We start from the raw sequence: 18178 nt of genomic DNA on the forward strand, positions 1-18178 counted from the left end.
CGCTCAGCCCTGCTTTCCGCTGCTCAGGTCGTACACGCTCACCCCGTCGACGGTTCGCGGGGTGAAGTTCTCGGCGACCCACGTGCTGATCTCGGCGGAGGCGCTGCTGCCGCCGTTGGCGCGGAACCCGCCGCCGCCGAGGAACCAGTGGATCCGCCCGTCGGCCACGTACCGCTGGAACTGCGCCAGCGTCGGCGACGGGTCGCTGCCGTTGAAGCCGCCGACCGGCATCACCGGCGCACCGGTGGCGAGCTGGTATCCGGAGGCGTTGTTCGAGCCCACCGTGGCCGCGACCCAGGTGTAGTCCCCGGCGTCGGCCGTCAGCAGCGCGGTCATCTCCGCGCTCGGCTCGCGGGCGTCGAGCAGCCCGCCCATCCCACCGCCGCGCTGCCCCCGCCCGGTCCCGCCGTCCCGGCCGCCGCCGGTGCCGGTCCCGCCGTCCTGACCGGTCCCGGTGCCGGTCCCGCCGTCCTGGCCGGTCCCGCCGGGAGCGCCCGGTGGCTGGCCGCCGCCCGGGAAGCCGGGAAACGCGCCGTTCCGGCCGGTGCCGCCGCCCGGGAAACCCGGGAACGCCCCGCCGGGGAACTCCCCGCCGCCCGGCATCCGCCCGCCCGGGAAGCCGCCCCGGCCACCCGGGCCGAAGCCGCCCGCCACGTACGGGCCGGCGCTCGGGATCGAGCCGGTGTGCGGGGTGGCCGCGGTCTGCACCGCGTACGCCGCCGGCCCGCCCAACCCCGCGACGACGCCCAGCGCCAACACCCCCACCGCCGCCCACCGCGCCCACCTCGGGCCCGGTGACGGGTCGATCAAGGAGTTCGCGTCACCGCGGGCCGTCCGGCGCGACACGAACCCCTTGGTCACCGGGGCGTCGACGAGGGCGAGGAGGGCGGCGGCGGTCAGGCCGGCGGTGAGCACGGTGGGGCGCAGCCAGGGCTGCCAGTCGGGGCTGCGGCCGAGCAGGCGCCACGACCACCAGGCGGTCACCGCGAGCGTGCCGGCCAGGACCAGCGTGGCGGCGTAGCCGCGCCGGCGGCCGGGTGCGGTGCGGGCCCGGTGGAGACCGGTGCCGCCGATGCCGACCAGCGCGCCGACGGCCGGAGCCAGGGCGACGGTGTAGTAGGCGTGGAAGATGCCGGACATGAAGCTGAAGATCAGCCCGGTGACCAGCAGCCAGCCGCCCCAGAGCAGCAGGCCGGCCCTTCTCCGGTCGGTCCGTGGCGCCCGCCCGACCAGCCACAGTCCGGCCACCAGCAGGATCAACGCGGCCGGCAGCAGCCAGGAGATCTGCCCGCCGACCTCGGTGTCGAACATCCGCAGCAGGCCGGCCTGCCCGGAGAACGGCCCACCGGCGCCGGCGCCCGGCCCGACGCTGCCCACCTCGTCGCCGGTGATCCGGCCCAGGCCGTTGTAGCCCAGGGTCAGCTCCAGGATGCTGTTGCCCTGCGAGCCGCCGATGTACGGGCGGGCGCTCGCCGGCACCAGCTCCACGATCGCCACCCACCAGCCGGCGGAGACCAGCACGGCCGCCCCGGCCAGCAGGAGCTGGCGGATCCGCCGCCCGAGGCCGGTCGGCGCGGCCAGCAGGTAGACGCCGGCGAACACCGGGAGCACCAGGAACGCCTGGAGCATCTTGGTGAGGAAGCCGAAGCCGACCAGCACGCCGGCCAGCGCGAGCCACCGGGTGCTCGTGCTCTCCACCGCCCGCACCGTGGCGTACGCGGCGGCCACCAGCAGGAACACCAGCAGCGCGTCCGGGTTGTCGAACCGGAACATCAGCGTGGCCACCGGGGTCGACGCGAGGACCGCGCCGGCGAGCAGGCCGGCCGCCGGGCCGTGCCAGCGGCGGACCGCCGCGTACAGCACGCCGACCGAGGCGACGCCGAGCAGCGCCTGCGGCACCAGGATCGACCAACTGTTCAGCCCGAATACACGTACCGAGAGCGCCATCAGCCAGAGCGAGGCCGGCGTCTTGTCCACGGTGATCGAGTTGGCCGCGTCCGAGGAGCCGTAGAACAACGCGGTCCAGCTCTCCGAGCCGGCCTGGGCGGCCGCCGCGTAGAACGCGTTGCCCCAGCCGGACGCGCCCAGGCCCCACAGGTAGAGCAGGCCGGTGGCCGCGAGCAGGCCGAGCAGGGCCGGGCGGGCCCAGCGCGGGTCCGCCGGGGTCGGCGTCGGCTCGGGTACGGGCGCGGCGGCCGGCCCGGGCGGACCGACGGCGGTGGCGGGCGGGCCGGCGGCTGCGGCGGTCGGGGGCGGGCCGGCGGTCGCGGGCGCGGGCCGGTTGGCGGTCGCGGGCGCGGGCCGGTTGGCGGTCGCGGGCGCGGGCCGGCCGGTCAGCAGGCTCTCGGTTCTGTCCATGCCGGCCAGCCTCACCAGGCCCGCTGGCGCACCCCCGTGAACCGGCTATGCCTGCGCTGTGGATCCCGGCAGCCACACGGTGAACGCGGTGTGACCGGGGCGGCTGGCCACCTCGACGCGGCCGTGGTGCGCCTCCACCACGGCGGCCACGATGGCCAGGCCCAGGCCGGTGCTGCCGTGCGCCCGGGAGCGGGAGCTGTCGCCCCGGGCGAACCGCTCGAACACCTCCGGTTGCAGGTCCGCCGGGATGCCCGGCCCGTCGTCGGCGACCCGGAGTTCGACCCCGCCCGGCGCCGCCGCCAGCCGGGTGGTCACCGCGGTGCCGGGTGGGGTGTGCACGCGGGCGTTGGCGAGCAGGTTCGCCAGCACCTGGTGCAGCCGGTGCGCGTCGCCGGTGACGGCGAGCGGCTCGTCCGGCAGGTCGAGCCGCCAGCGGTGCTCCGGGCCGGCCACGTGCGCGTCGCTGACCGCGTTCACCGCCATCGCGGTGAGGTCGACCGGCTCGGCGGCGAGCGGGCGGCCGGAGTCGAGCCGGGCGAGCAGCAGCAGGTCGTCGACGAGGCTGGTCATCCGGGTGCTCTCCGACTCGACCCGGCGCAGCGCGTGGGCCACGTCGGGCGGCACCTCCTGCCGGCCGCGGCGGGCCACCTCGGCGTAGCCGCGGATGGCGGCCAGCGGCGTCCGCAGCTCGTGGCTGGCGTCGGCGACGAACTGGCGTACCCGGGTCTCGCTGGCCTGCCGCGCGGCGAGCGCGGCGGCGACGTGGCCGAGCATCCGGTTGAGCGCGCCGCCGACCTGGCCGACCTCGGTGCGGGGGTCGGTGTCGGCGGCCGGTACGCGGACGGACAGGGCCACCTCGCCCCGGTCCAGCGGCAGCTCGGTGACCCGGGCGGCGGTGGCGGCGACCCGGTTGAGCGGGCGCAGCGTGCGGCGCACGATCAGCGCGCCGAGGCCGCCGGCGACGACCAGGCCGGCGCCGATCACCCCGGCCTGGGCCACCACCATCCACATGACGGTCTCGTCGACCTCGGACAGCGGGATGGCGAAGACGAGGACGTCGCCGTCGGGCATCTGGCGGGCCGCGGCCCGGTAGTCACCGCGCCCGTCGAGCGCGACGGTGCGCGGCGCGTCGCCGGCGCGGAGCCGGGCCAGCGCGGCGACCTCGTCCACCGGCACCGCGGCCGGCTGCGCGGACGTCTGCCGGAACGCCACGTCGACCTTCCCGTCGAGCACCCGCGCCGCCACCGACTCGGCCGGGTAGCCGGGCGGGAACCCCGGGCGGAAGCTGTCCGGCCGAGGCTCCGGCAGGTCGAAGGGTGAGGGCTGCCGCACGTGCCGGCGCGACTCACCGCCGGTGAGCTGGTCGTCGATCCGACCGATCAGGAAGTGCCGCAGGGCGACCGTGGTCACCCCGCCGACCCCCAGGCTGACCAGCGCCAGCAGCGCCACCACGGAGAGCACCAGGCGGCGGCGCAGCGACCAGCCGGCCAGCCGGCGCCGCAGCCGCCCGCGTGCGTCACTGGGCGGGCTTGAGGACATAACCCGCCCCGCGCAGCGTGTGGATCATGGGGGCCCGGCCGGCGTCGATCTTCTTGCGCAGGTACGAGATGTACAGCTCGACCACGTTGGCCTGGCCGCCGAAGTCGTAGTTCCAGACCCGGTCCAGGATCTGCGCCTTGCTGAGCACCCGGCGCGGGTTGCGCATCAGGTAGCGCAGCAGCTCGAACTCGGTGGCGGTGAGCGTGATCAGGTCGTCGCCGCGGCGGACCTCGTGGCTGTCCTCGTCGAGGCTGAGGTCGCCGACGGTGAGGACCGCCTCCTCCCGGGCGGCCACCGCGAAACCGGAGCGGCGCAGCAGGGCGCGCAGCCGGGCGATGACCTCCTCCAGGCTGAACGGCTTGGTCACGTAGTCGTCGCCGCCGACGGTCAGCCCGGCGATGCGCTCCTCCACCGCGTCACGGGCGGTCAGGAAGAGCACCGGCACGCTGGGCGACTGCTCGCGCAGGCGGCGCAGCACCTGGAAGCCGTCCAGGTCGGGCAGCATCACGTCGAGCACCACCGCGTCCGGCCGGAACTGCCGGGCCGCGCTGATCGCGGCCATCCCGTTGCCGGCGGTGGTCACCTGCCAGCCCTCGTAGCGCAGGGCCATCGACAGCAGGTCGGTGAGGGTCGGCTCGTCGTCGACCACCAGCACCCGCACCGGTTCGCCGTCCGGTCGGCGCAACTCGATCCGGCCCTGCGCGGCCTGCCCGTTCATGACCATGCTCCCCATCGTGGACGCGCCCGCTGAACCGCTGCTGTCCCGATCCTGTGTACCAGCTGTGGCCGGTCGCGGCGGCGCGTACCGGGGCTTTCCCGGCCGGCTACCCGGTGGTAACTTGCCGGCATGTCCATCGACGGTCGTCCCGCCGGCCCGCTGGCCGGCAAGGTGGTGCTGGTGACCGGCGCGGCCCGGGGCATCGGCGCGCACACCGCCAGGCTCGCCGCGGCCCGGGGCGCGCGGCTGGCGCTCGTCGGGCTGGAACCCGACCGGCTCGCCGCGCTCGCCGCCGAGCTGGGTCCCGGGCACGTCTGGTTCGCCGCCGACGTCACCGACCAGTCCGCGCTGGGCGCGGCGGTCGACGGCACCCTCGCCGCGCTCGGCGGGATCGACGCGGTGGTGGCCAACGCCGGGGTCGCCAACCGGGGCACCATCGCCGTCGGTGACGTCGAGGCGCTGGTCCGCACCGTCGAGGTCAACCTGGTCGGGGTGATGCGCACGGCCGCGGCGACCGTGCCGGCGCTGATCGACCGGGGCGGCTACCTGCTGATCGTCTCCTCGGCCGCCGCGTTCGCCGCGCTGCCCGGAATGGCCGCCTACTGCGCCTCCAAGGCCGGCGTCGAGCACTTCGGCACCGCGATCCGGCTGGAGCTGGCGCACCGCGGCGTGGCGGTGGGCACCGCGCACCCGTCCTGGGTGGACACCGACCTGGTCCGGGAGGCCCGGGCCGACCTGCCGGCGTTCGAGTCGGCGCTGGCCCGGCTGCCCTGGCCGATGCGGCGCACCACCACGGTCACCGAGTGCGCCGAGGCGTTCGTCCGGGCGATCGAGCGACGACGCCGCCGCGTCTACGTGCCACGCGCCGTGGGCGCCGTGCAGGCGGTGCGGTCGGTGCTGGTCAGCCCGCTGGCCGACCGGCTGGTCGGGCGGACCGCCCGGGTCACCGTACCGCTGATCGAGGAACAGGCGCGGGCGCTGGGCCGGGGCTTCGGGGTGAGCACGCCGGAGGCCCGGCCGTGACCGCCGGAGTGGAGGTGGTCTTCGAGCGGCGCGGCGCCGGGCCGACGCTGGTGCTGCTGCACGGCATCGGCCACCACTGGGGCGCCTGGCTGCCGGTGCTGGACCGGCTCGCCGAGACGCACGACGTGATCGCCGTCGACCTGCCCGGCTTCGGCCGCTCGCCGGTGCCCGCCGCCGGCCTGCCCGCCGACATGCCCGCGCTGGTGACCGGCATCGTCGAGCTGTTCGCCGCGCTCGGGCTGGAACGCCCGCACGTGGCCGGCAACAGCCTCGGCGGGGCCATCGCGCTGGAGCTGGCCGCCGCCGGCGCGGTCGCCTCGGCCACCGCGCTGTCGCCGGCCGGCTTCTGCACCGCGCGGGAGCTGCGCTGGGCGCTCACCGTGCTCACGCTGCACCGCAACGCGGCCCGGCTGCCCGAGCCGGTGCTGCGGCACCTGTTCGCCGCGCCGGCGCTGCGCGCGCTGGCGATGGGCATGCTGCTGGCCCGGCCCAACCGGATGGCGCTCGACGTGGCGCTCGCCGACGCCCGCGCGCTGCGCGAGGCGCGCGCGTTCCGCGCCGTCGCCCGGGCCGGCCGGGGGTACGCGTTCGCCGGCGCGCCCACCGTCCCGGTGACCGTGGCGTGGGGCACCCGGGACCGGATCCTGCCCTACCGGCAGGCGGCGCTGGCCCGCACCCGGCTGCCCACCGCCCGGCACCTGGACCTGCCCGGCTGCGGGCACGTGCCGATGCACGACGACCCGGAGCTGGTCGCCTCGGTCATCCTCGGCACCACCGGCGCCGGGCCGGCCTGAACCGGGTCACTCGCTCGCGCCGAACGGGTCGGTACGCACGTAGCGCATGGTCCAGCCGTCCGCCCCGGCGCGCCCGCCGCGCTCGTAGAGGTGGTCCGCCACCCCGTCGGCCGGCCGGTCCGGGTGGCGCATGATCCAGCGGGCCGGTGGCGCGCCGTCCGGTTCGGCCGGCAGCTCCCGGACGAGGTCGTCGGCCGGCCCGCCGACGAACCGCACGCGCACCAGCGTCACCGCTCACCCTCCGTCCCCGCGTCGACACCTCCGTTCGCGAAGCTACCCCGCCCACCGGCTCGCCTTCGGCGGTTTGCACAGCTCGGAGGCCGGGTAGCGGAACCCGGGGGCACCGGATGAGGGCGAGGAGACATCGATGAGGACGCTGGGCGGGCGGTACGAGCTCGAACAGCGAGCCGGCCTTGGTGGCATGTCGGAGGTCTGGCGGGCGCACGACCGCGTGCTGGACCGGACCGTCGCCATCAAGCTGATCTCGCCCGGGCTCGACGGCGACGCCGGCTCGGTGGAACGGATCCAGGCCGAGGCCCGCTCGGCGGCCCGGCTGGTGCATCCGAACGTCGCCAGCGTGCACGACTTCGGCACCGCCACGCTGCCCGACGGGCGGCCGGTGCCGTACATCGTGATGGAGCTGGCCGAGGGGGAGACGCTCGCCGCGCACCTGCGCGCCGGTCCGCTGGACTGGCGCATCGCGGTGCGGGTCTGCGCCGAGGTGTGCGCCGCGCTGGCCGCCGCGCACGGGCACGGCATCGTGCACCGGGACGTGAAACCGGCGAACGTGATCCTCACCCCGTCCGGGGTGAAGGTGCTCGACTTCGGCATCGCCACCCCGGCCGGCGCGCCGGACCACACGCCGGAGGGGATCGTCGTGGGCACCCCGGCCTACCTGGCGCCGGAGCAGCTCGACCGGCAGCCGGCCACCCCGGCCGCCGACATGTACGCGCTCGGCGTGCTGCTCTACTACTGCCTGACCGGCCGGCTGCCGTACGAGGCCGGCAGCACCACCCAGCTCCTCGGCGCGCGTCGCCGCCGGCCGCCGCAGCCGCTGCCGGAGGTCCCCGGGCTGCCGCCGGAGGTCGCGGAGCTGTGCGACCGCTGCCTCGACGCCGATCCGGCCGCGCGGCCGACCAGCCCGATGGCCGCGCTGCTGCTGGCCGAGGCGGTGGACGCGCGCATCTACGTGCCGATGACCGTGCTGCTGCCCCGGCAGCGGGTGCGGGAGGTGTCGCCGTGGACCGACCGGGCCGCCGCGGAGGAGACCGAGGCGATGGCGGTGGACGCCGCCACCAGCGGCGGGATCCGCTGACGTACTGCCGGCCCGGCCGCGGTTTCGCCGCTCGGGGGCCGGGAACGCCTGCCGGTGAGTGACGGGAGGCACGCGATGCCGGATCCGAGTTCCTGGCTGGCCGAGTCGGCCACGGCGACCGCGGCGGGTGGTCACGTACGCACCGACGACGGCGGTCTCTCCTCCGCCCTGGCGTCCCCGCTGGCGCCGCACTGCACCGGACTGACGCCGGAGCAGCTCCTGGCCGCCGCGTTCGCCTCGTGCCTGCACCACGCCGCGGTGGAGGCGGCCGGCGAGATCACCGACGAGGCGCACACCGTGCAGGTGACCGCGGAGGCGAAGCTGGGCCGCGACGACGACGGCCGCTACCGGGCCGACGTGCACGCCGAGATCTCCTCGGCCGGGCTCACCCGCGAGCAGTTGTCCGACCTGGTGGCGTACGCCGATCGGCTCTGGCCGTTCTCCAGCGGCGACCCGAGCCGGCACCGGCTCACGGTCACCCCGGCCGAGAACGGCCGGCACTGAGCGCGCGTCTCACCAGCGGAAGCCGGCGGTGACCGCGCGGTGGTCGGTGTCCGGGGTGTGCACCACGCCGGCGGTGGTCGGGGTGAGCCCCCGGTAGAGGACGTGGTCCGGGCGGGTCAGCGGGACCTGCGCCGGCCAGGTGAAGCCGAAGCCCTGACCGGCCTCGGCCTGGGCGTCGCCGAGCAGCCGGGTCAGCGGGGTGAAGGCCCGGTCGGTGGTGGCGGTGTTCAGGTCGCCGAGCACCACCAGCCGTTCGGCGGGGTCGGCGCGCACCGTGCGGGCCAGTGCCGTCACCGTCTCGTCCCGGGTGGCGGTGTGACCGGCCCGGGCTGAGCCGAGGTGCACGACGTACACGGTCAGGTCGCCCGGTGGCGCGGCCACCACGGCGCGCAGGGCCCGGTCCCAGCCCAGCCCGGTGTCCACGCCGTGCGCCTCGCGGATCGGCCAGCGACTCCACAGGGCGACGGTGGAGACCGACGTCCGGTGCGGGTAGCGGCCGGCCAGCGCGGGCGCCACCCGCTGGTCGTCGTCGACCTCCTGCAGCCCGATCAGGTCCGGGGCGTCGCCGGCCAGCGCGCCGACGGTGGCGGCCGGGTCGGGGTTTCCGGCGCGCAGGTTCTGGCTGGCCACCCGCACGGCGGTGCCGTCGGCGCCGGCGGCCGGGGGCAGCCAGGCGCGGCCGAAGAGGCCGGCCCAGACCAGCGCCGGCAGCAGCACCGCGAGCAGCGCGCGGCGGGAGCGGCGCAGCAGCGCCGCCAGCCCGAGCAGGGGTACGCCGAGACCGAGCAGCGGGGTGACGCTGTCCACCAGGCTGCCCAGGCCCTGCACGTTGGGCACCGCCCGGTGCCCGAGCAGGAGCGCGGTGAGCAGCACGGCACAGGTGACGACGACGATCCCCCGCCGACCCCGGCGGCCGGCGGGTTCCCCGGCGGCCCGCTCGTCGACCATCTGCTCCGTCACCGTCCGCATCGTATCGAGCGGACGGACGTTCCGGGCGGCCGATTCCGGTACGCCGGGCCCCTCGCGCCCTCGGCGACCCGGTGGGTGGCGGAGACCCAGGTGAACCGGGTGCCCTCGGCCGAACGGGGGAGGCCATGAGCGGCGGCGTCGCAGACCGGCGGATGTCGTTTTCCTGCCGTCAAAACCGACATGCGGGATCTTCCGGAGACCGGAGGTTGGTGCGGTTCGTGATCTACCGACGGTAATGCGGGGGCGGATTCCGGCAAAGTGTGGCGCACCCCACCAAGTAGCCCGATGGCAAGCGCCGGGAAGATCTCTAGCCTCGGCGAGTGCACCCCGACCACTCCGATCCCCAGCCCCTGTCCGCGACTCGCCCGGCTCGCCGAACGATCGACCCGACATCGGCCGAACGGAGGGTGGGCCGGCATCGCGCCCCGGAGCCGCCCCGACGCGGCCCGGGACGCTCCACCCCCGGCCGGATCGCGGTCGCCACCGGCGTGACCTGCTGCCTCGGCCTGGTCGGCGTGGTCGGCGTCGGCGAGGCCGCACCGCCGGACCTGACGGTCAGCGAGGCGCTCGCCGACCGCGCCGCCGTCGAACAGCGGGCCTCCCGCGACTTCACCCGCGTCGCGCCGCCGGTCGCCGCACCGACGCCGCCGGCGCCGTCCGCCACGCCGAGCCCCGTACCGGCCCGGAAGAAGGCGCCGCGCAAGGCGGTCCGCCCCACGCACCCGCGCCCCGTCGCCGGACTCGACCAGCGGCAGATGGACAACGCGAAGGCCGTCGTCGACGTCGGGCGGGACATGAAGCTGCCGCGCCGGGCGCTGGTGGTGGCGGTGGCCACCGCCATGCAGGAGAGCGACCTCTACAACCTGGCCAGCGACGTGCTGCCGGAGTCGTTCGACCACCCGCACCAGGGCAGCGGCTCCGACCACGACTCGGTCGGGCTGTTCCAGCAGCGCCCGAGCAGCGGCTGGGGCACGGTCGCCCAGCTCATGCGTCCCGCGTACGCGGCCCGGGCGTTCTACACCGCGCTGGCCGAGGTGCCCGGCTGGGAGGACATGAGCGTCACCGGGGCCGCCCAGGCGGTGCAGGTCTCCGCGTTCCCGGACGCCTACGCCAAGCACGAGGACCGGGCCACCAGCGTGGTGGCGGCACTGACCTGACGGCGCCTGCGCCTGCGCCTGCGCCTGTTAGGCGGGGGCCCCGCCTCTACCGAAAGCGTTAAGCGGGGGCCCTTCCTTTCACCGCACGCCGGAGAGGATGTCGTCGACGCGGGCCTCGTGGCGTCGCCGGGCCAGCAGCGCGGCCTCGAACTCGCGACGCGCCCGCACCGCCTCGGCGTACGCCTCCTCGCGCACCCGGCGGGCCTCGTCCCGGGCGGCCTCCAGCTCGGCGCGCGCGCGGGCCAGCAGGGCGGCGGCCTCCCGCTCGGCGGCGCCCGGAGCGGCGGCGGTCGCGTCCTCGGCCGGCGCGGCGCGACGCCTGAGGAAGTCGCCGAGGTGCCGGGCGTCCAGCCGGATCTGGTCCCACTCCCGGCCCGAGCCCGCGGCGCCCTCCACGCGCGCCGCCAGCCGGCCCAGTTGGAGGTCCAACTCGTCGAGGCAGGAATCCACCTGACGCCGGTCGTAACCGGACTCCACCATCGAGAACCTCATCGTCGCCCCCCAGGCAGCCGCGTACGTACCCCCACCGACGATCCTGCGGGGCGGGCGGGGCCGGGGACGGCCGTTCACGCAAAAATGTTCAGCATCCGCCAGGGGCGGGCCGGCGGGCCGTCAGGCGTGCTTGGGCAGCACGACCACCCGGCCGAAGAACTCGTCGATGCGGCGCACCACGTCGTTGAAGTCGTCCAAGTCGATCGGCTTGGTCACGTAGGCGTTGGCCTGGAGCGTGTAGCTGCTGACCACGTCCGTGTCGGCGTTCGAGGTGGTCAGCACCACGATCGGGATGGTCCGCAGGTCCTCGTCCCGCTTGACCTCGCCGAGCACCTGCCGCCCGTCCATCCGGGGCATGTTCAGGTCGAGCAGGATGACGTCCGGCCGCTGCGCCTCGGTGTGCCGGCCCTCGCGGCGGAGGAACTCCATCGCCTCCTCGCCGTCCGCGACCACGTCGATGACCTTGTCGACGTCCGACTCCTCGAGCGCCTCCTCGATCATCAGGACGTCGCCCGGGTCGTCGTCCACCACCAGGATGCGTACGGGGTTGGGTCGGGGCTGGCCCATGGGGCACCTGCTTCGTCTCGGGGAGGGCGCCGGCACGCGGCCGGCCGCTGGCGGGGAAATCTATCCGATCAGGAGCAGGCCGACGCGGTCGGGTCGGTCGGGTCGCGGCGGTGTGCGAGCACCTCGGCCAGCCCGGTCACCTGGAGCACCCGGGCCACCCGGCCGCTCGCCCCGGTCAGCCGCAGCCAGCCGCCGTCGGCGGCGACGAGGTTGTCCCCCCGGACGAAGGCGGCGATGCCCGTCGAGTCGCAGAACGTCAGCTCGGTGAGGTCCACCAGGAGTTCCCGCCGGCCCTCGGCGACCAGCCGGTCGATCGTCGCGTTCAGCTCGCCGGCCGTGCTCAGGTCGAGTTCACCGGCGAGCCGGAGACCGGCGCCGGCCTCGCCCCGCTGGGCGTACGTGACGGTGAACGTCACCGTGGCCCCTCTCGCTCCCACCGCAGGCGAACCCTTGCAGTGCAGCAAGTATAGGGGCCGGCGGGCCGGCCGCGAGTCAGCGGCCCGCGGTCGCCGCCGACAGCCCGCCGACCACGGCCCGGCCCCGGTCGAGGAAGGCCGCCGCCCGGGGGAAGTCGCGCAGCTCCTGTCCATAGTGGTCGAGCGTCAGGCCGACCGCGCCCGCCGGCACGCCGCGACTGACCAGGATCTCCACCAGCCACTCGACGAACTCGGTGAACAGCGTCCGATCGTCGACGTAGAGCGCGGCGGCCAGGAAGTCGACGATGTAGCCGAGGTCACCGACCGTGGAGTCGAGCTGCGCCGGGGTGTAGTCGGCCACCGCCGGCACCCGCTCGCGCAGGTCGGCCAGCGCGCTGTCGATCAGCTCGCCACGGCGCTTGACCAGGCTGGCGTACTCGTCGTCGGCGAGGTGGTCCAGTCGCGCGGGCGGCGTCGCGCGCAACGCCCGGTCGTCGGCGACCAGGTCGGCCGCGGCCGGCGCGTCCGGCGCCCACGGCACGCCCAGCACCCGGGCCCAACGGCCGTCCGCCCCGAAACCCCGGCCGCCGACCACCACCGGCACGTCGGAGCGGCGGCACGCCTCGATCATGCGGTGGGCGTGCGGCAGCCGCATCGGCAGCGCGCAGGCCAGCGCCACCGCGTCGGCGTCGTACCGGTGCAGGTAGGACACCAGGTGCGCGGCCGGGACGCTGGCGCCGAGGAAGACGACCTGCCAGCCGCGCAGCCGCAGCACCTCGGCGACCAGCCGGGCCGGCAGCGCGTGCCACTCACCGTCCATGCAGGCCATCACGATCCGGCCGCGGGTCGGGCGGGGATCGGCGTACGCGGCCACCGCCGCCACCACCCGCTCGCTGATGTGGGTGGCGGCGTGCTCCTGGGCCACACTCCACTCGTTGCGCGCCCACCGCTCCCCCACCTCGGCCTGGGCCGGGGCGACCAGGTCGAGCAGCACCCGCTCGGCCGGCACGCCGGCCTCCAGCAGCCCCCGGGCCACCGCCACCGCGGCCTGCTCGTCGGCCTCGGCCAGGCACTCCAGGTAGCCGGGGAAGGCGTGGGCCGGATCGGCCCCGACGGTCGTCGCGCTCACGCGGGCAGCTCCCTCGATCGGTCGGCGTTCCTCGGCTCCGGCACCGCGTGCAGGTGACGGGTCGCCCGACCGGCCGGGCCGGTCGCCCGCAACGCGAGCACCGCGATGTCGTCGTGGTCGCCGTGGGCGAGCCAGTCGCAGGTCACCTGCTCGATCCGCTCGGCCAGCGCCGGCGCGGGCATCCGGTGGCAGCCGGTCACCGCGTTGAGCAGCCGGTCGGCGCCGAACTGCTCGTCGCCGCGCCACCCGCCGCGCGCCTCGGTCACCCCGTCGCTGTAGAGCAGGCAGGTCTCCCCCGGCGCCAGGTGCACGGTGGTCTCGCCGATCCGCGGGTCCGGCACCACGCCGATCAGCATGCCGCTCAACGGCACCACCTCGACCTCGCCGGACTCGCGCAGCACCAGCGGCGGCAGGTGCCCGCCGCCGGCCAGGGTCAGGGTCAGGCCGCCGTCGCGGTGCGGACGCGTCACGCCGAGCACCATGGTGGCGAAGCGGCCCTGCCCGTGCGCCTGGGTGGTCTCCAGCAGGGCGTCGTTGAGCAGCTTCAACAGCCGGCCCGGCTGGCTCTCGACCCGGTGCAGGGCGTGCAGGCACTGGCGGAGCTGGCCGGTGAAGACCGCCGCCTCCACACCCTTGCCGGACACGTCGCCCAGGAAGAAGACCGAACCGCCGTCGGCGAGCCGGTGCGAACCGTAGAAGTCGCCGCCGATGCGCAACCCCGCCTGCGCCGGGCGGTAGGCCGTGCCCCACTGCACGCCCGAGGCCGCCGCCGGCTCCACCGGCAGCAGGCTGGCCTGCAACGTGTCGGCGACCTCGGCCTGGTCGCGGTAGAGCATGGCGGTGGTCAACGCCGCCCCGGCCCGGGCCGCGAACGCGCGGACCAGGTCGACGTCGGCCTGGTCGTACCAGCGGCCGGCACGGCGGGCCACCAGCAGCACGCCGGCCGGGGCCTCACGGCCGGGCAACGGCACCACCCGGGCGGTCGCGCCCGGCACGTCGAGACCGGGCAGCCAGCCCGCCTCGGCGGCCTGCTCGACCAGCCAGTCCAACGCGTGCGGCTCGGTGCCGGAGAGGCCGGCCTCGATCGCCGCGGGCAGCGCCGCGGCCGGCAGCACGCCGCTGTCCACCGCGGGGGCCTCGTCGTCCACGCGGGTCGACCGCCACCAGCGGGCCCGGCCGGAGCGGGGCGCCAGCACCAGCACCGCCACGTCGGCGATCGTGGGCACGGCGAGGCGGGCCACGGCGGCCGCGGCGCGGTCGGGGTGCAGCGGATTGCCGAGCTTCTCGCCGACCACGGCGAGGAAGAGCGAGCGGGCCCGCTCGGCGAGCAGCGCGTCGGCCCGGCTCACGCTCTCGGTGACGTCCTCGACGTACCAGCAGCGCCGGGCGAAGGAGAGCGGCACCGGGCGCACCCGCAGCCGTCGCCGGTGGTGGGTGAACTCGGCCGGGCCGTCGCCGCTCAGCGGCGCCACGCCGGCGGCGGCGAGCACCTCACCGGCCACCACCTCGGGCACGAGCCGCTCGGCGACCGGGCTCACGTGACGGACCACACCCTCGGCGTCGCAGACGATGAGCCCCTCGCGGAAGTGCTCGACCACCTCGGACCAGTCCGGGACGGCGGTGACCTCGTGGTCGGGGGCCAGCGGCGGGAGGGCAGACGTCATCGAGACGGCGGCCGGCCACGCTGAAGCCCGTGCGGCACTCGGCGTGGAGATCCGTCCGTCGCCCGGGTCGGAACCCCTGACGTCGGCAGCAGTCACCAGCTGAGCCCCACTCTCCTCGTCGACATCCGCGAGGCGCCGGAGCGGCGCCTGTGGTCACATCTCGTCACCCCACCCTACGCCGGTCCACCCGTACCGCCACTCGGCCGAGCGGTGGGCGCCCGGCACGCGCCGCGCGGGCAGGGCCCGGCATTGTTACGATCCGGTCGTCCCTGCCCGACCGGCAGCCTGCGGAAAGGCGTGATGGTGGTATCCCAACGGAGAAAGCCCGAAGCCGCACCGCTGACCATCTCCGTGGACCGCTCCGACCCGGCCGCCCCGGTGGTCGGCGTCGGCGGCGACCTGGCCTACGCCACGTCCGCGCCGCTGCGGGCCGAGGTCGACCGGCTGCTCGCCGAGCGCCCCGCGGCGCTCGTGTTCGACTTCGGCGGCCTGAACTTCTGCGACAGCACCGGCCTGTCCGTGATCGTGCACGCCTGGCGCGAGGGCCAGCAGGCCGGCACCGCGATCGAGCTGCGGGCGGTTCCGCGCTTCCTGGAGACCATCCTCGACATGACCGGGGTCACCGGTCTGCTGGACCGCTCGCCGGTCGACGGCCGCTCCGCATCCGGTTCGGCCGCCTCCGCGTGACCCCGGGGGTTTCCGCACCACGGTCGACTGGGAACATGGACGCATGCTCTCCCCGCTGTTGACCATCGAGGTGGATCGGCTCGATGCCGGATCCGCCCGGCTGCGGCTGGCCGGCGAGCTCGACTTCGACACTGCCCCGGAACTCGTCGCCGCCGCCGCCGAGCTGCGCCGCGCCGGCCACCAGGAGCTGTGGCTCGACTTCGCCGGGGTGACGCTGTGCGACTCGTCCGGCCTGAGCGCGTTGGTGGTGATCCACCGGTCCGGCACCGGAGGTGTCCACCTGATCGACATGACCCCGCGGGTCCGGCAACTGCTGGACCGCACCGGTCTGGCCGAGTTGCTGCCCACGCCGCCCCGTGCCGCGCCGGGCGACGCCCGCGAGGTGGGCTGAGGCAATCCGCGACCGGATCCCGGGACGGGGGTGGCCCCCGACCCTGGGACCAGGGGTCGGGGGCCGGGAGGATGGCTCAGGCGGCGGGCACGGCCGGGCGCGACCCGGCCCGTCCCGCCGGCGCCGGCTCGGCGTCCTCCGGCACGCCGGAATCGGGCGTCTGGAACAGATAGCGGACGAAGTTCGCGTCCGCGTCGTCGTCCTCGCCGGGCCACTGGCCGACGCAGTCGACGCCGACCACCTCGCGCCCGCCGCCGTCGTTCTCCTCCAGCAACGCCCACAACGTCACCGGGTAGCACCGGGTGGCGTCCGGGCCGAGACGCCAGCGGGCGTACCAGCCGGGGCGGGCGGGGACGATCTCCACGATCCGTTTCATGACGACCTGCCCTTCCGCGTGCGTCGGAAGTTGTCCGGTCCCTGCGATCCTGCGGCCCCGCCGGGTGAGCGCCCCTCACCCGCAGCGAATGAAGCGGGTCGCTCCGCGGGCGCCCGTTAGCTTCCCGGCAGCGCCGGGAACGCCTCCGGCGCAAGCGTCACCGACCCAGGAACGAGGTGCGAGGAGATGCGCAAGCAGATGGAGGGCGACAACCAGCGCCGCCGGGCCCTCGCCCGCCAGGCCCGGGAACAGGGGCTGCGGCCGAGCCGGACCGGCGCCAGCCTGAGCGCGTCCAAGCAGGTCACCTCGCTGGACCGGCACGACCGGTCCGGCCCGCCGCCGGCCGGCCGGCACAAGCCGGACAGCACGCGTGGCGGACCCGCGCCGCCGCCGGTCGGGGTGGCGGAACGCCCACGCCCGCTGCCGGACCCGCTGCCGGACGCGGCCACCCCGATGGGTTACCGGGCTCTCGTGGACGCGGTGAGCCGGCGGGCCGGCGTCGACTTCGCCGAGGCGAAGGTCGCCGCGGAGGCCACCGTGCTCGCCCTGGCCTGGGCACTCGACGAGACCGAACGGGAACGGCTGCTCGACGCGGTGCCGGTGAAGCTGCACGACGTGGTGCCGGTGGACGGCATCGAGCGGCGGCAGGACCTGCCGGGCTTCCTGGCCGAGGTCGGGCGGCGCAGCCGGCTCACCCCGGAGCAGGCGCGCTACCAGGCCGAGGCGACCCTGGCCGCGCTGGCCGACGCCGACGCCGAACTGGTCGGCTCGCTGCGCGTACCGGACGGGTTGCGGGACCTGCTCGCGCCGGCCGACTACGGCGGCGGGCTGGTGGGCGTGTCCTCGGCCACCGCGCCGCTGACCGAGCCGGAGTTGCGGGACGCGCTGGCCTCGCTCCCCTACTGGTCCAGTGACCGGCGGTCGCTGGTGCGCACCATCGAGTTGCCCGGCGGCAACCTGGACCGGGTGCTCGACCGGCTGGACCGGCTCAAGGCCGCCGGCGGGCGCGGCCCGCAGATCGGCCGGCCGGACCCGGACAACGCGGTGCTCACCGTCCGGACCCAGCAGGTCGACGCCGTCACGGCGGCGGACGTGGACCTGGCGCACCGGGTCGACGCCGCGATCGACGAGGCCGGCGCCGGCATGGCCGCCGGCTGAGCATAAGGAGGGGCCCCCGCTTAACGCCTCCGGTATAGGCGGGGGCCCCGCCTAACATCTGCACGGCCCGGTAGCGTGCCGAAGGTGGAGAGCGGCGCCGAGGTCCTGGAGATCGTCGTGGACCCGGCCCGCCCCACCGGCCGGACGCTGCTCGCGGACGGGGTGGAGCAGTCCTACGTGGACGTGGCGAACGCCCGCCACCTGCACTTCGAGTACGTCCGGCGGATCGCCGCCGTGATCGACCTGGCCGCGCCACCCGGCCGGCCGCTGACCGCCCTGCACCTGGGCGGCGGCGCGCTCACCCTGCCACGCTGGCTGGCGGCGACCCGGCCCGGTTCCGCGCAGCGGGTCGTGGAGCGCGACCCCGGCGTGGTGGAGCTGGTCCGCCGGCGGCTGCCGCCGGTGCCGCCGGAGGTGGCGGTCACGCTCGGCGACGCCCGCGAGGCGGTCACCGAGGCGCCGGCGGAGGCGTACGACGTGGTGGTGGGCGACGTCTACCGGGCGGCCCGGATGCCGGCGCACGTCGCCGCCGTGGAGTTCGCCGCGCAGGTGGCCCGGGTGCTCCGCCCGGACGGCGTCTACCTGGTCAACCTCACCGACCTGCCGCCGTTGGCGCACACCCGCGCCCAGGTCGCCACGCTGCGCGCCGTCTTCGGCGACGTCTACCTGGTCACCGACCGGCGGATGCTGCGCGGCCGGCGGTACGGCAACGTGGTGCTCGCCGGCACGCCGCGTCCCGGGCGACTGCCGGTGCGCCGCCTCGCCACCCGGGTCGCCGCCGACCCGGTGCCCGGGACCGTGCTGCACGCGGCGACGCTCGACGCGTTCGCCGCCGACGCCTGGCCGGTCACCGACGCCGACCTGACCTGACCTGACCTGAGCCGGCCCGCTCCGACCGGCCCGGCGGGCGGCCGGGTTTTC

The 18178-nt window shown here is 76.0% G+C and carries 20 protein-coding genes; 9 read left to right on the top strand and 11 right to left on the bottom strand.

What is annotated here, in order from left to right:
• Positions 1–3 precede the first annotated feature (3 nt).
• From H1D33_RS11620 to H1D33_RS11630, 3 genes are read right to left on the bottom strand one after another with little or no spacing between them, the layout of a single operon-like run.
• Positions 4–2358, bottom strand: coding sequence for a glycosyltransferase family 39 protein (locus tag H1D33_RS11620; RefSeq protein ID WP_307755393.1), 2355 nt, complete (start codon positions 2356–2358; stop codon positions 4–6).
• 45 nt (positions 2359–2403) lie between these two features.
• A complete protein-coding gene (locus H1D33_RS11625) occupies positions 2404–3897 on the bottom strand; it encodes a sensor histidine kinase (RefSeq protein WP_181568050.1) in 1494 nt (497 codons plus the stop codon).
• A complete protein-coding gene (locus tag H1D33_RS11630; protein ID WP_181572784.1) occupies positions 3875–4615 on the bottom strand; it encodes a response regulator transcription factor in 741 nt (246 codons plus the stop codon). The genes H1D33_RS11625 and H1D33_RS11630 overlap by 23 nt, the downstream gene beginning before the upstream one ends.
• Before the next feature lie 129 nt (positions 4616–4744).
• Between H1D33_RS11630 and H1D33_RS11635 the strand changes: the two genes are divergently transcribed.
• The gene (locus H1D33_RS11635) at positions 4745–5638 is read left to right on the top strand and encodes an SDR family oxidoreductase (RefSeq protein WP_181568049.1); all 894 of its coding nucleotides are present in this window, start codon (positions 4745–4747) and stop codon (positions 5636–5638) included.
• Positions 5635–6432, top strand: coding sequence for an alpha/beta fold hydrolase (locus H1D33_RS11640; RefSeq protein ID WP_181568048.1), 798 nt, complete (start codon positions 5635–5637; stop codon positions 6430–6432). Before H1D33_RS11635 ends, H1D33_RS11640 begins: the two co-directional genes overlap by 4 nt.
• Positions 6433–6438: 6 nt before the next feature.
• On the opposite strand, the gene H1D33_RS11645 is transcribed toward H1D33_RS11640, so the two are convergent.
• The gene (locus tag H1D33_RS11645; protein WP_181568047.1) at positions 6439–6663 is read right to left on the bottom strand and encodes a hypothetical protein; all 225 of its coding nucleotides are present in this window, start codon (positions 6661–6663) and stop codon (positions 6439–6441) included.
• 136 nt (positions 6664–6799) lie between these two features.
• On the opposite strand from H1D33_RS11645, the gene H1D33_RS11650 reads away from it, so the two are divergent.
• Together H1D33_RS11650 and H1D33_RS11655 are read left to right on the top strand one after the other, a co-directional pair.
• Positions 6800–7747: a serine/threonine-protein kinase gene (locus H1D33_RS11650; RefSeq protein WP_181568046.1), complete on the top strand. Its 948-nt coding sequence runs from the start codon at positions 6800–6802 to the stop codon at positions 7745–7747.
• A 75-nt stretch (positions 7748–7822) separates the two neighbouring features.
• Positions 7823–8251, top strand: coding sequence for an OsmC family protein (locus tag H1D33_RS11655; protein ID WP_091058427.1), 429 nt, complete (start codon positions 7823–7825; stop codon positions 8249–8251).
• Between the two features lie 9 nt (positions 8252–8260).
• Here H1D33_RS11655 and H1D33_RS11660 read toward each other — a convergent pair whose 3' ends face one another.
• Positions 8261–9211: an endonuclease/exonuclease/phosphatase family protein gene (locus H1D33_RS11660; protein ID WP_246411441.1), complete on the bottom strand. Its 951-nt coding sequence runs from the start codon at positions 9209–9211 to the stop codon at positions 8261–8263.
• A gap of 329 nt (positions 9212–9540) precedes the next feature.
• Between H1D33_RS11660 and H1D33_RS11665 the strand changes: the two genes are divergently transcribed.
• Positions 9541–10377 carry a hypothetical protein gene (locus H1D33_RS11665; protein WP_181568045.1) on the top strand — a complete coding sequence of 279 codons (837 nt, stop codon included), beginning with the start codon at positions 9541–9543 and terminating at the stop codon, positions 10375–10377.
• Between the two features lie 78 nt (positions 10378–10455).
• Here H1D33_RS11665 and H1D33_RS11670 read toward each other — a convergent pair whose 3' ends face one another.
• The 5 genes from H1D33_RS11670 to H1D33_RS11690 form a co-directional block, all read right to left on the bottom strand.
• Positions 10456–10869, bottom strand: a complete 414-nt coding sequence (locus H1D33_RS11670) for an ATPase (protein WP_246411437.1) — start codon at positions 10867–10869, stop codon at positions 10456–10458.
• A gap of 120 nt (positions 10870–10989) precedes the next feature.
• Positions 10990–11436 (bottom strand): response regulator, encoded by a 447-nt coding sequence (locus H1D33_RS11675; protein WP_181568044.1) that lies wholly within the window; start codon positions 11434–11436, stop codon positions 10990–10992.
• Positions 11437–11504: 68 nt separating this feature from the next.
• Complete coding sequence (locus H1D33_RS11680) at positions 11505–11852, bottom strand: STAS domain-containing protein (RefSeq protein WP_181568043.1); 348 nt, start codon at positions 11850–11852, stop codon at positions 11505–11507.
• 76 nt (positions 11853–11928) lie between these two features.
• Positions 11929–12981, bottom strand: coding sequence for a cobalamin B12-binding domain-containing protein (locus H1D33_RS11685; protein WP_181568042.1), 1053 nt, complete (start codon positions 12979–12981; stop codon positions 11929–11931).
• Positions 12978–14741 carry a PP2C family protein-serine/threonine phosphatase gene (locus H1D33_RS11690; RefSeq protein ID WP_181568041.1) on the bottom strand — a complete coding sequence of 588 codons (1764 nt, stop codon included), beginning with the start codon at positions 14739–14741 and terminating at the stop codon, positions 12978–12980. Before H1D33_RS11690 ends, H1D33_RS11685 begins: the two co-directional genes overlap by 4 nt.
• A 204-nt stretch (positions 14742–14945) precedes the next feature.
• On the opposite strand from H1D33_RS11690, the gene H1D33_RS11695 reads away from it, so the two are divergent.
• Together H1D33_RS11695 and H1D33_RS11700 are read left to right on the top strand one after the other, a co-directional pair.
• Positions 14946–15332: an STAS domain-containing protein gene (locus H1D33_RS11695; RefSeq protein ID WP_307755394.1), complete on the top strand. Its 387-nt coding sequence runs from the start codon at positions 14946–14948 to the stop codon at positions 15330–15332.
• Positions 15333–15375: 43 nt separating this feature from the next.
• The gene (locus H1D33_RS11700; protein ID WP_181568039.1) at positions 15376–15723 is read left to right on the top strand and encodes an STAS domain-containing protein; all 348 of its coding nucleotides are present in this window, start codon (positions 15376–15378) and stop codon (positions 15721–15723) included.
• Between the two features lie 76 nt (positions 15724–15799).
• On the opposite strand, the gene H1D33_RS11705 is transcribed toward H1D33_RS11700, so the two are convergent.
• Positions 15800–16099, bottom strand: a complete 300-nt coding sequence (locus tag H1D33_RS11705) for a hypothetical protein (RefSeq protein WP_181568038.1) — start codon at positions 16097–16099, stop codon at positions 15800–15802.
• Positions 16100–16285: 186 nt separating this feature from the next.
• Between H1D33_RS11705 and H1D33_RS11710 the strand changes: the two genes are divergently transcribed.
• A complete protein-coding gene (locus tag H1D33_RS11710) occupies positions 16286–17257 on the top strand; it encodes a DUF2267 domain-containing protein (RefSeq protein ID WP_181568037.1) in 972 nt (323 codons plus the stop codon).
• Between the two features lie 84 nt (positions 17258–17341).
• Positions 17342–18127 (top strand): spermidine synthase, encoded by a 786-nt coding sequence (locus H1D33_RS11715; RefSeq protein WP_181568036.1) that lies wholly within the window; start codon positions 17342–17344, stop codon positions 18125–18127.
• The last annotated feature ends 51 nt before the right edge of the window (positions 18128–18178 follow it).

Source organism: Micromonospora ferruginea, from assembly GCF_013694245.2.
Taxonomy (GTDB): Bacteria; Actinomycetota; Actinomycetes; order Mycobacteriales; family Micromonosporaceae; genus Micromonospora; species Micromonospora robiginosa.

Coding starts and splice junctions, on each gene's coding strand:
- H1D33_RS11620 (WP_307755393.1), bottom strand. CDS start 2,358: ATGGACAGAACCGAGAGCCTGCTGACCGGCCGGCCCGCGCCCGCGACC.
- H1D33_RS11625 (WP_181568050.1), bottom strand. CDS start 3,897: ATGTCCTCAAGCCCGCCCAGTGACGCACGCGGGCGGCTGCGGCGCCGG.
- H1D33_RS11630 (WP_181572784.1), bottom strand. CDS start 4,615: ATGAACGGGCAGGCCGCGCAGGGCCGGATCGAGTTGCGCCGACCGGAC.
- H1D33_RS11635 (WP_181568049.1), top strand. CDS start 4,745: ATGTCCATCGACGGTCGTCCCGCCGGCCCGCTGGCCGGCAAGGTGGTG.
- H1D33_RS11650 (WP_181568046.1), top strand. CDS start 6,800: ATGAGGACGCTGGGCGGGCGGTACGAGCTCGAACAGCGAGCCGGCCTT.
- H1D33_RS11655 (WP_091058427.1), top strand. CDS start 7,823: ATGCCGGATCCGAGTTCCTGGCTGGCCGAGTCGGCCACGGCGACCGCG.
- H1D33_RS11670 (WP_246411437.1), bottom strand. CDS start 10,869: ATGAGGTTCTCGATGGTGGAGTCCGGTTACGACCGGCGTCAGGTGGAT.
- H1D33_RS11675 (WP_181568044.1), bottom strand. CDS start 11,436: ATGGGCCAGCCCCGACCCAACCCCGTACGCATCCTGGTGGTGGACGAC.
- H1D33_RS11695 (WP_307755394.1), top strand. CDS start 14,946: ATGGTGGTATCCCAACGGAGAAAGCCCGAAGCCGCACCGCTGACCATC.
- H1D33_RS11700 (WP_181568039.1), top strand. CDS start 15,376: ATGCTCTCCCCGCTGTTGACCATCGAGGTGGATCGGCTCGATGCCGGA.
- H1D33_RS11705 (WP_181568038.1), bottom strand. CDS start 16,099: ATGAAACGGATCGTGGAGATCGTCCCCGCCCGCCCCGGCTGGTACGCC.
- H1D33_RS11710 (WP_181568037.1), top strand. CDS start 16,286: ATGCGCAAGCAGATGGAGGGCGACAACCAGCGCCGCCGGGCCCTCGCC.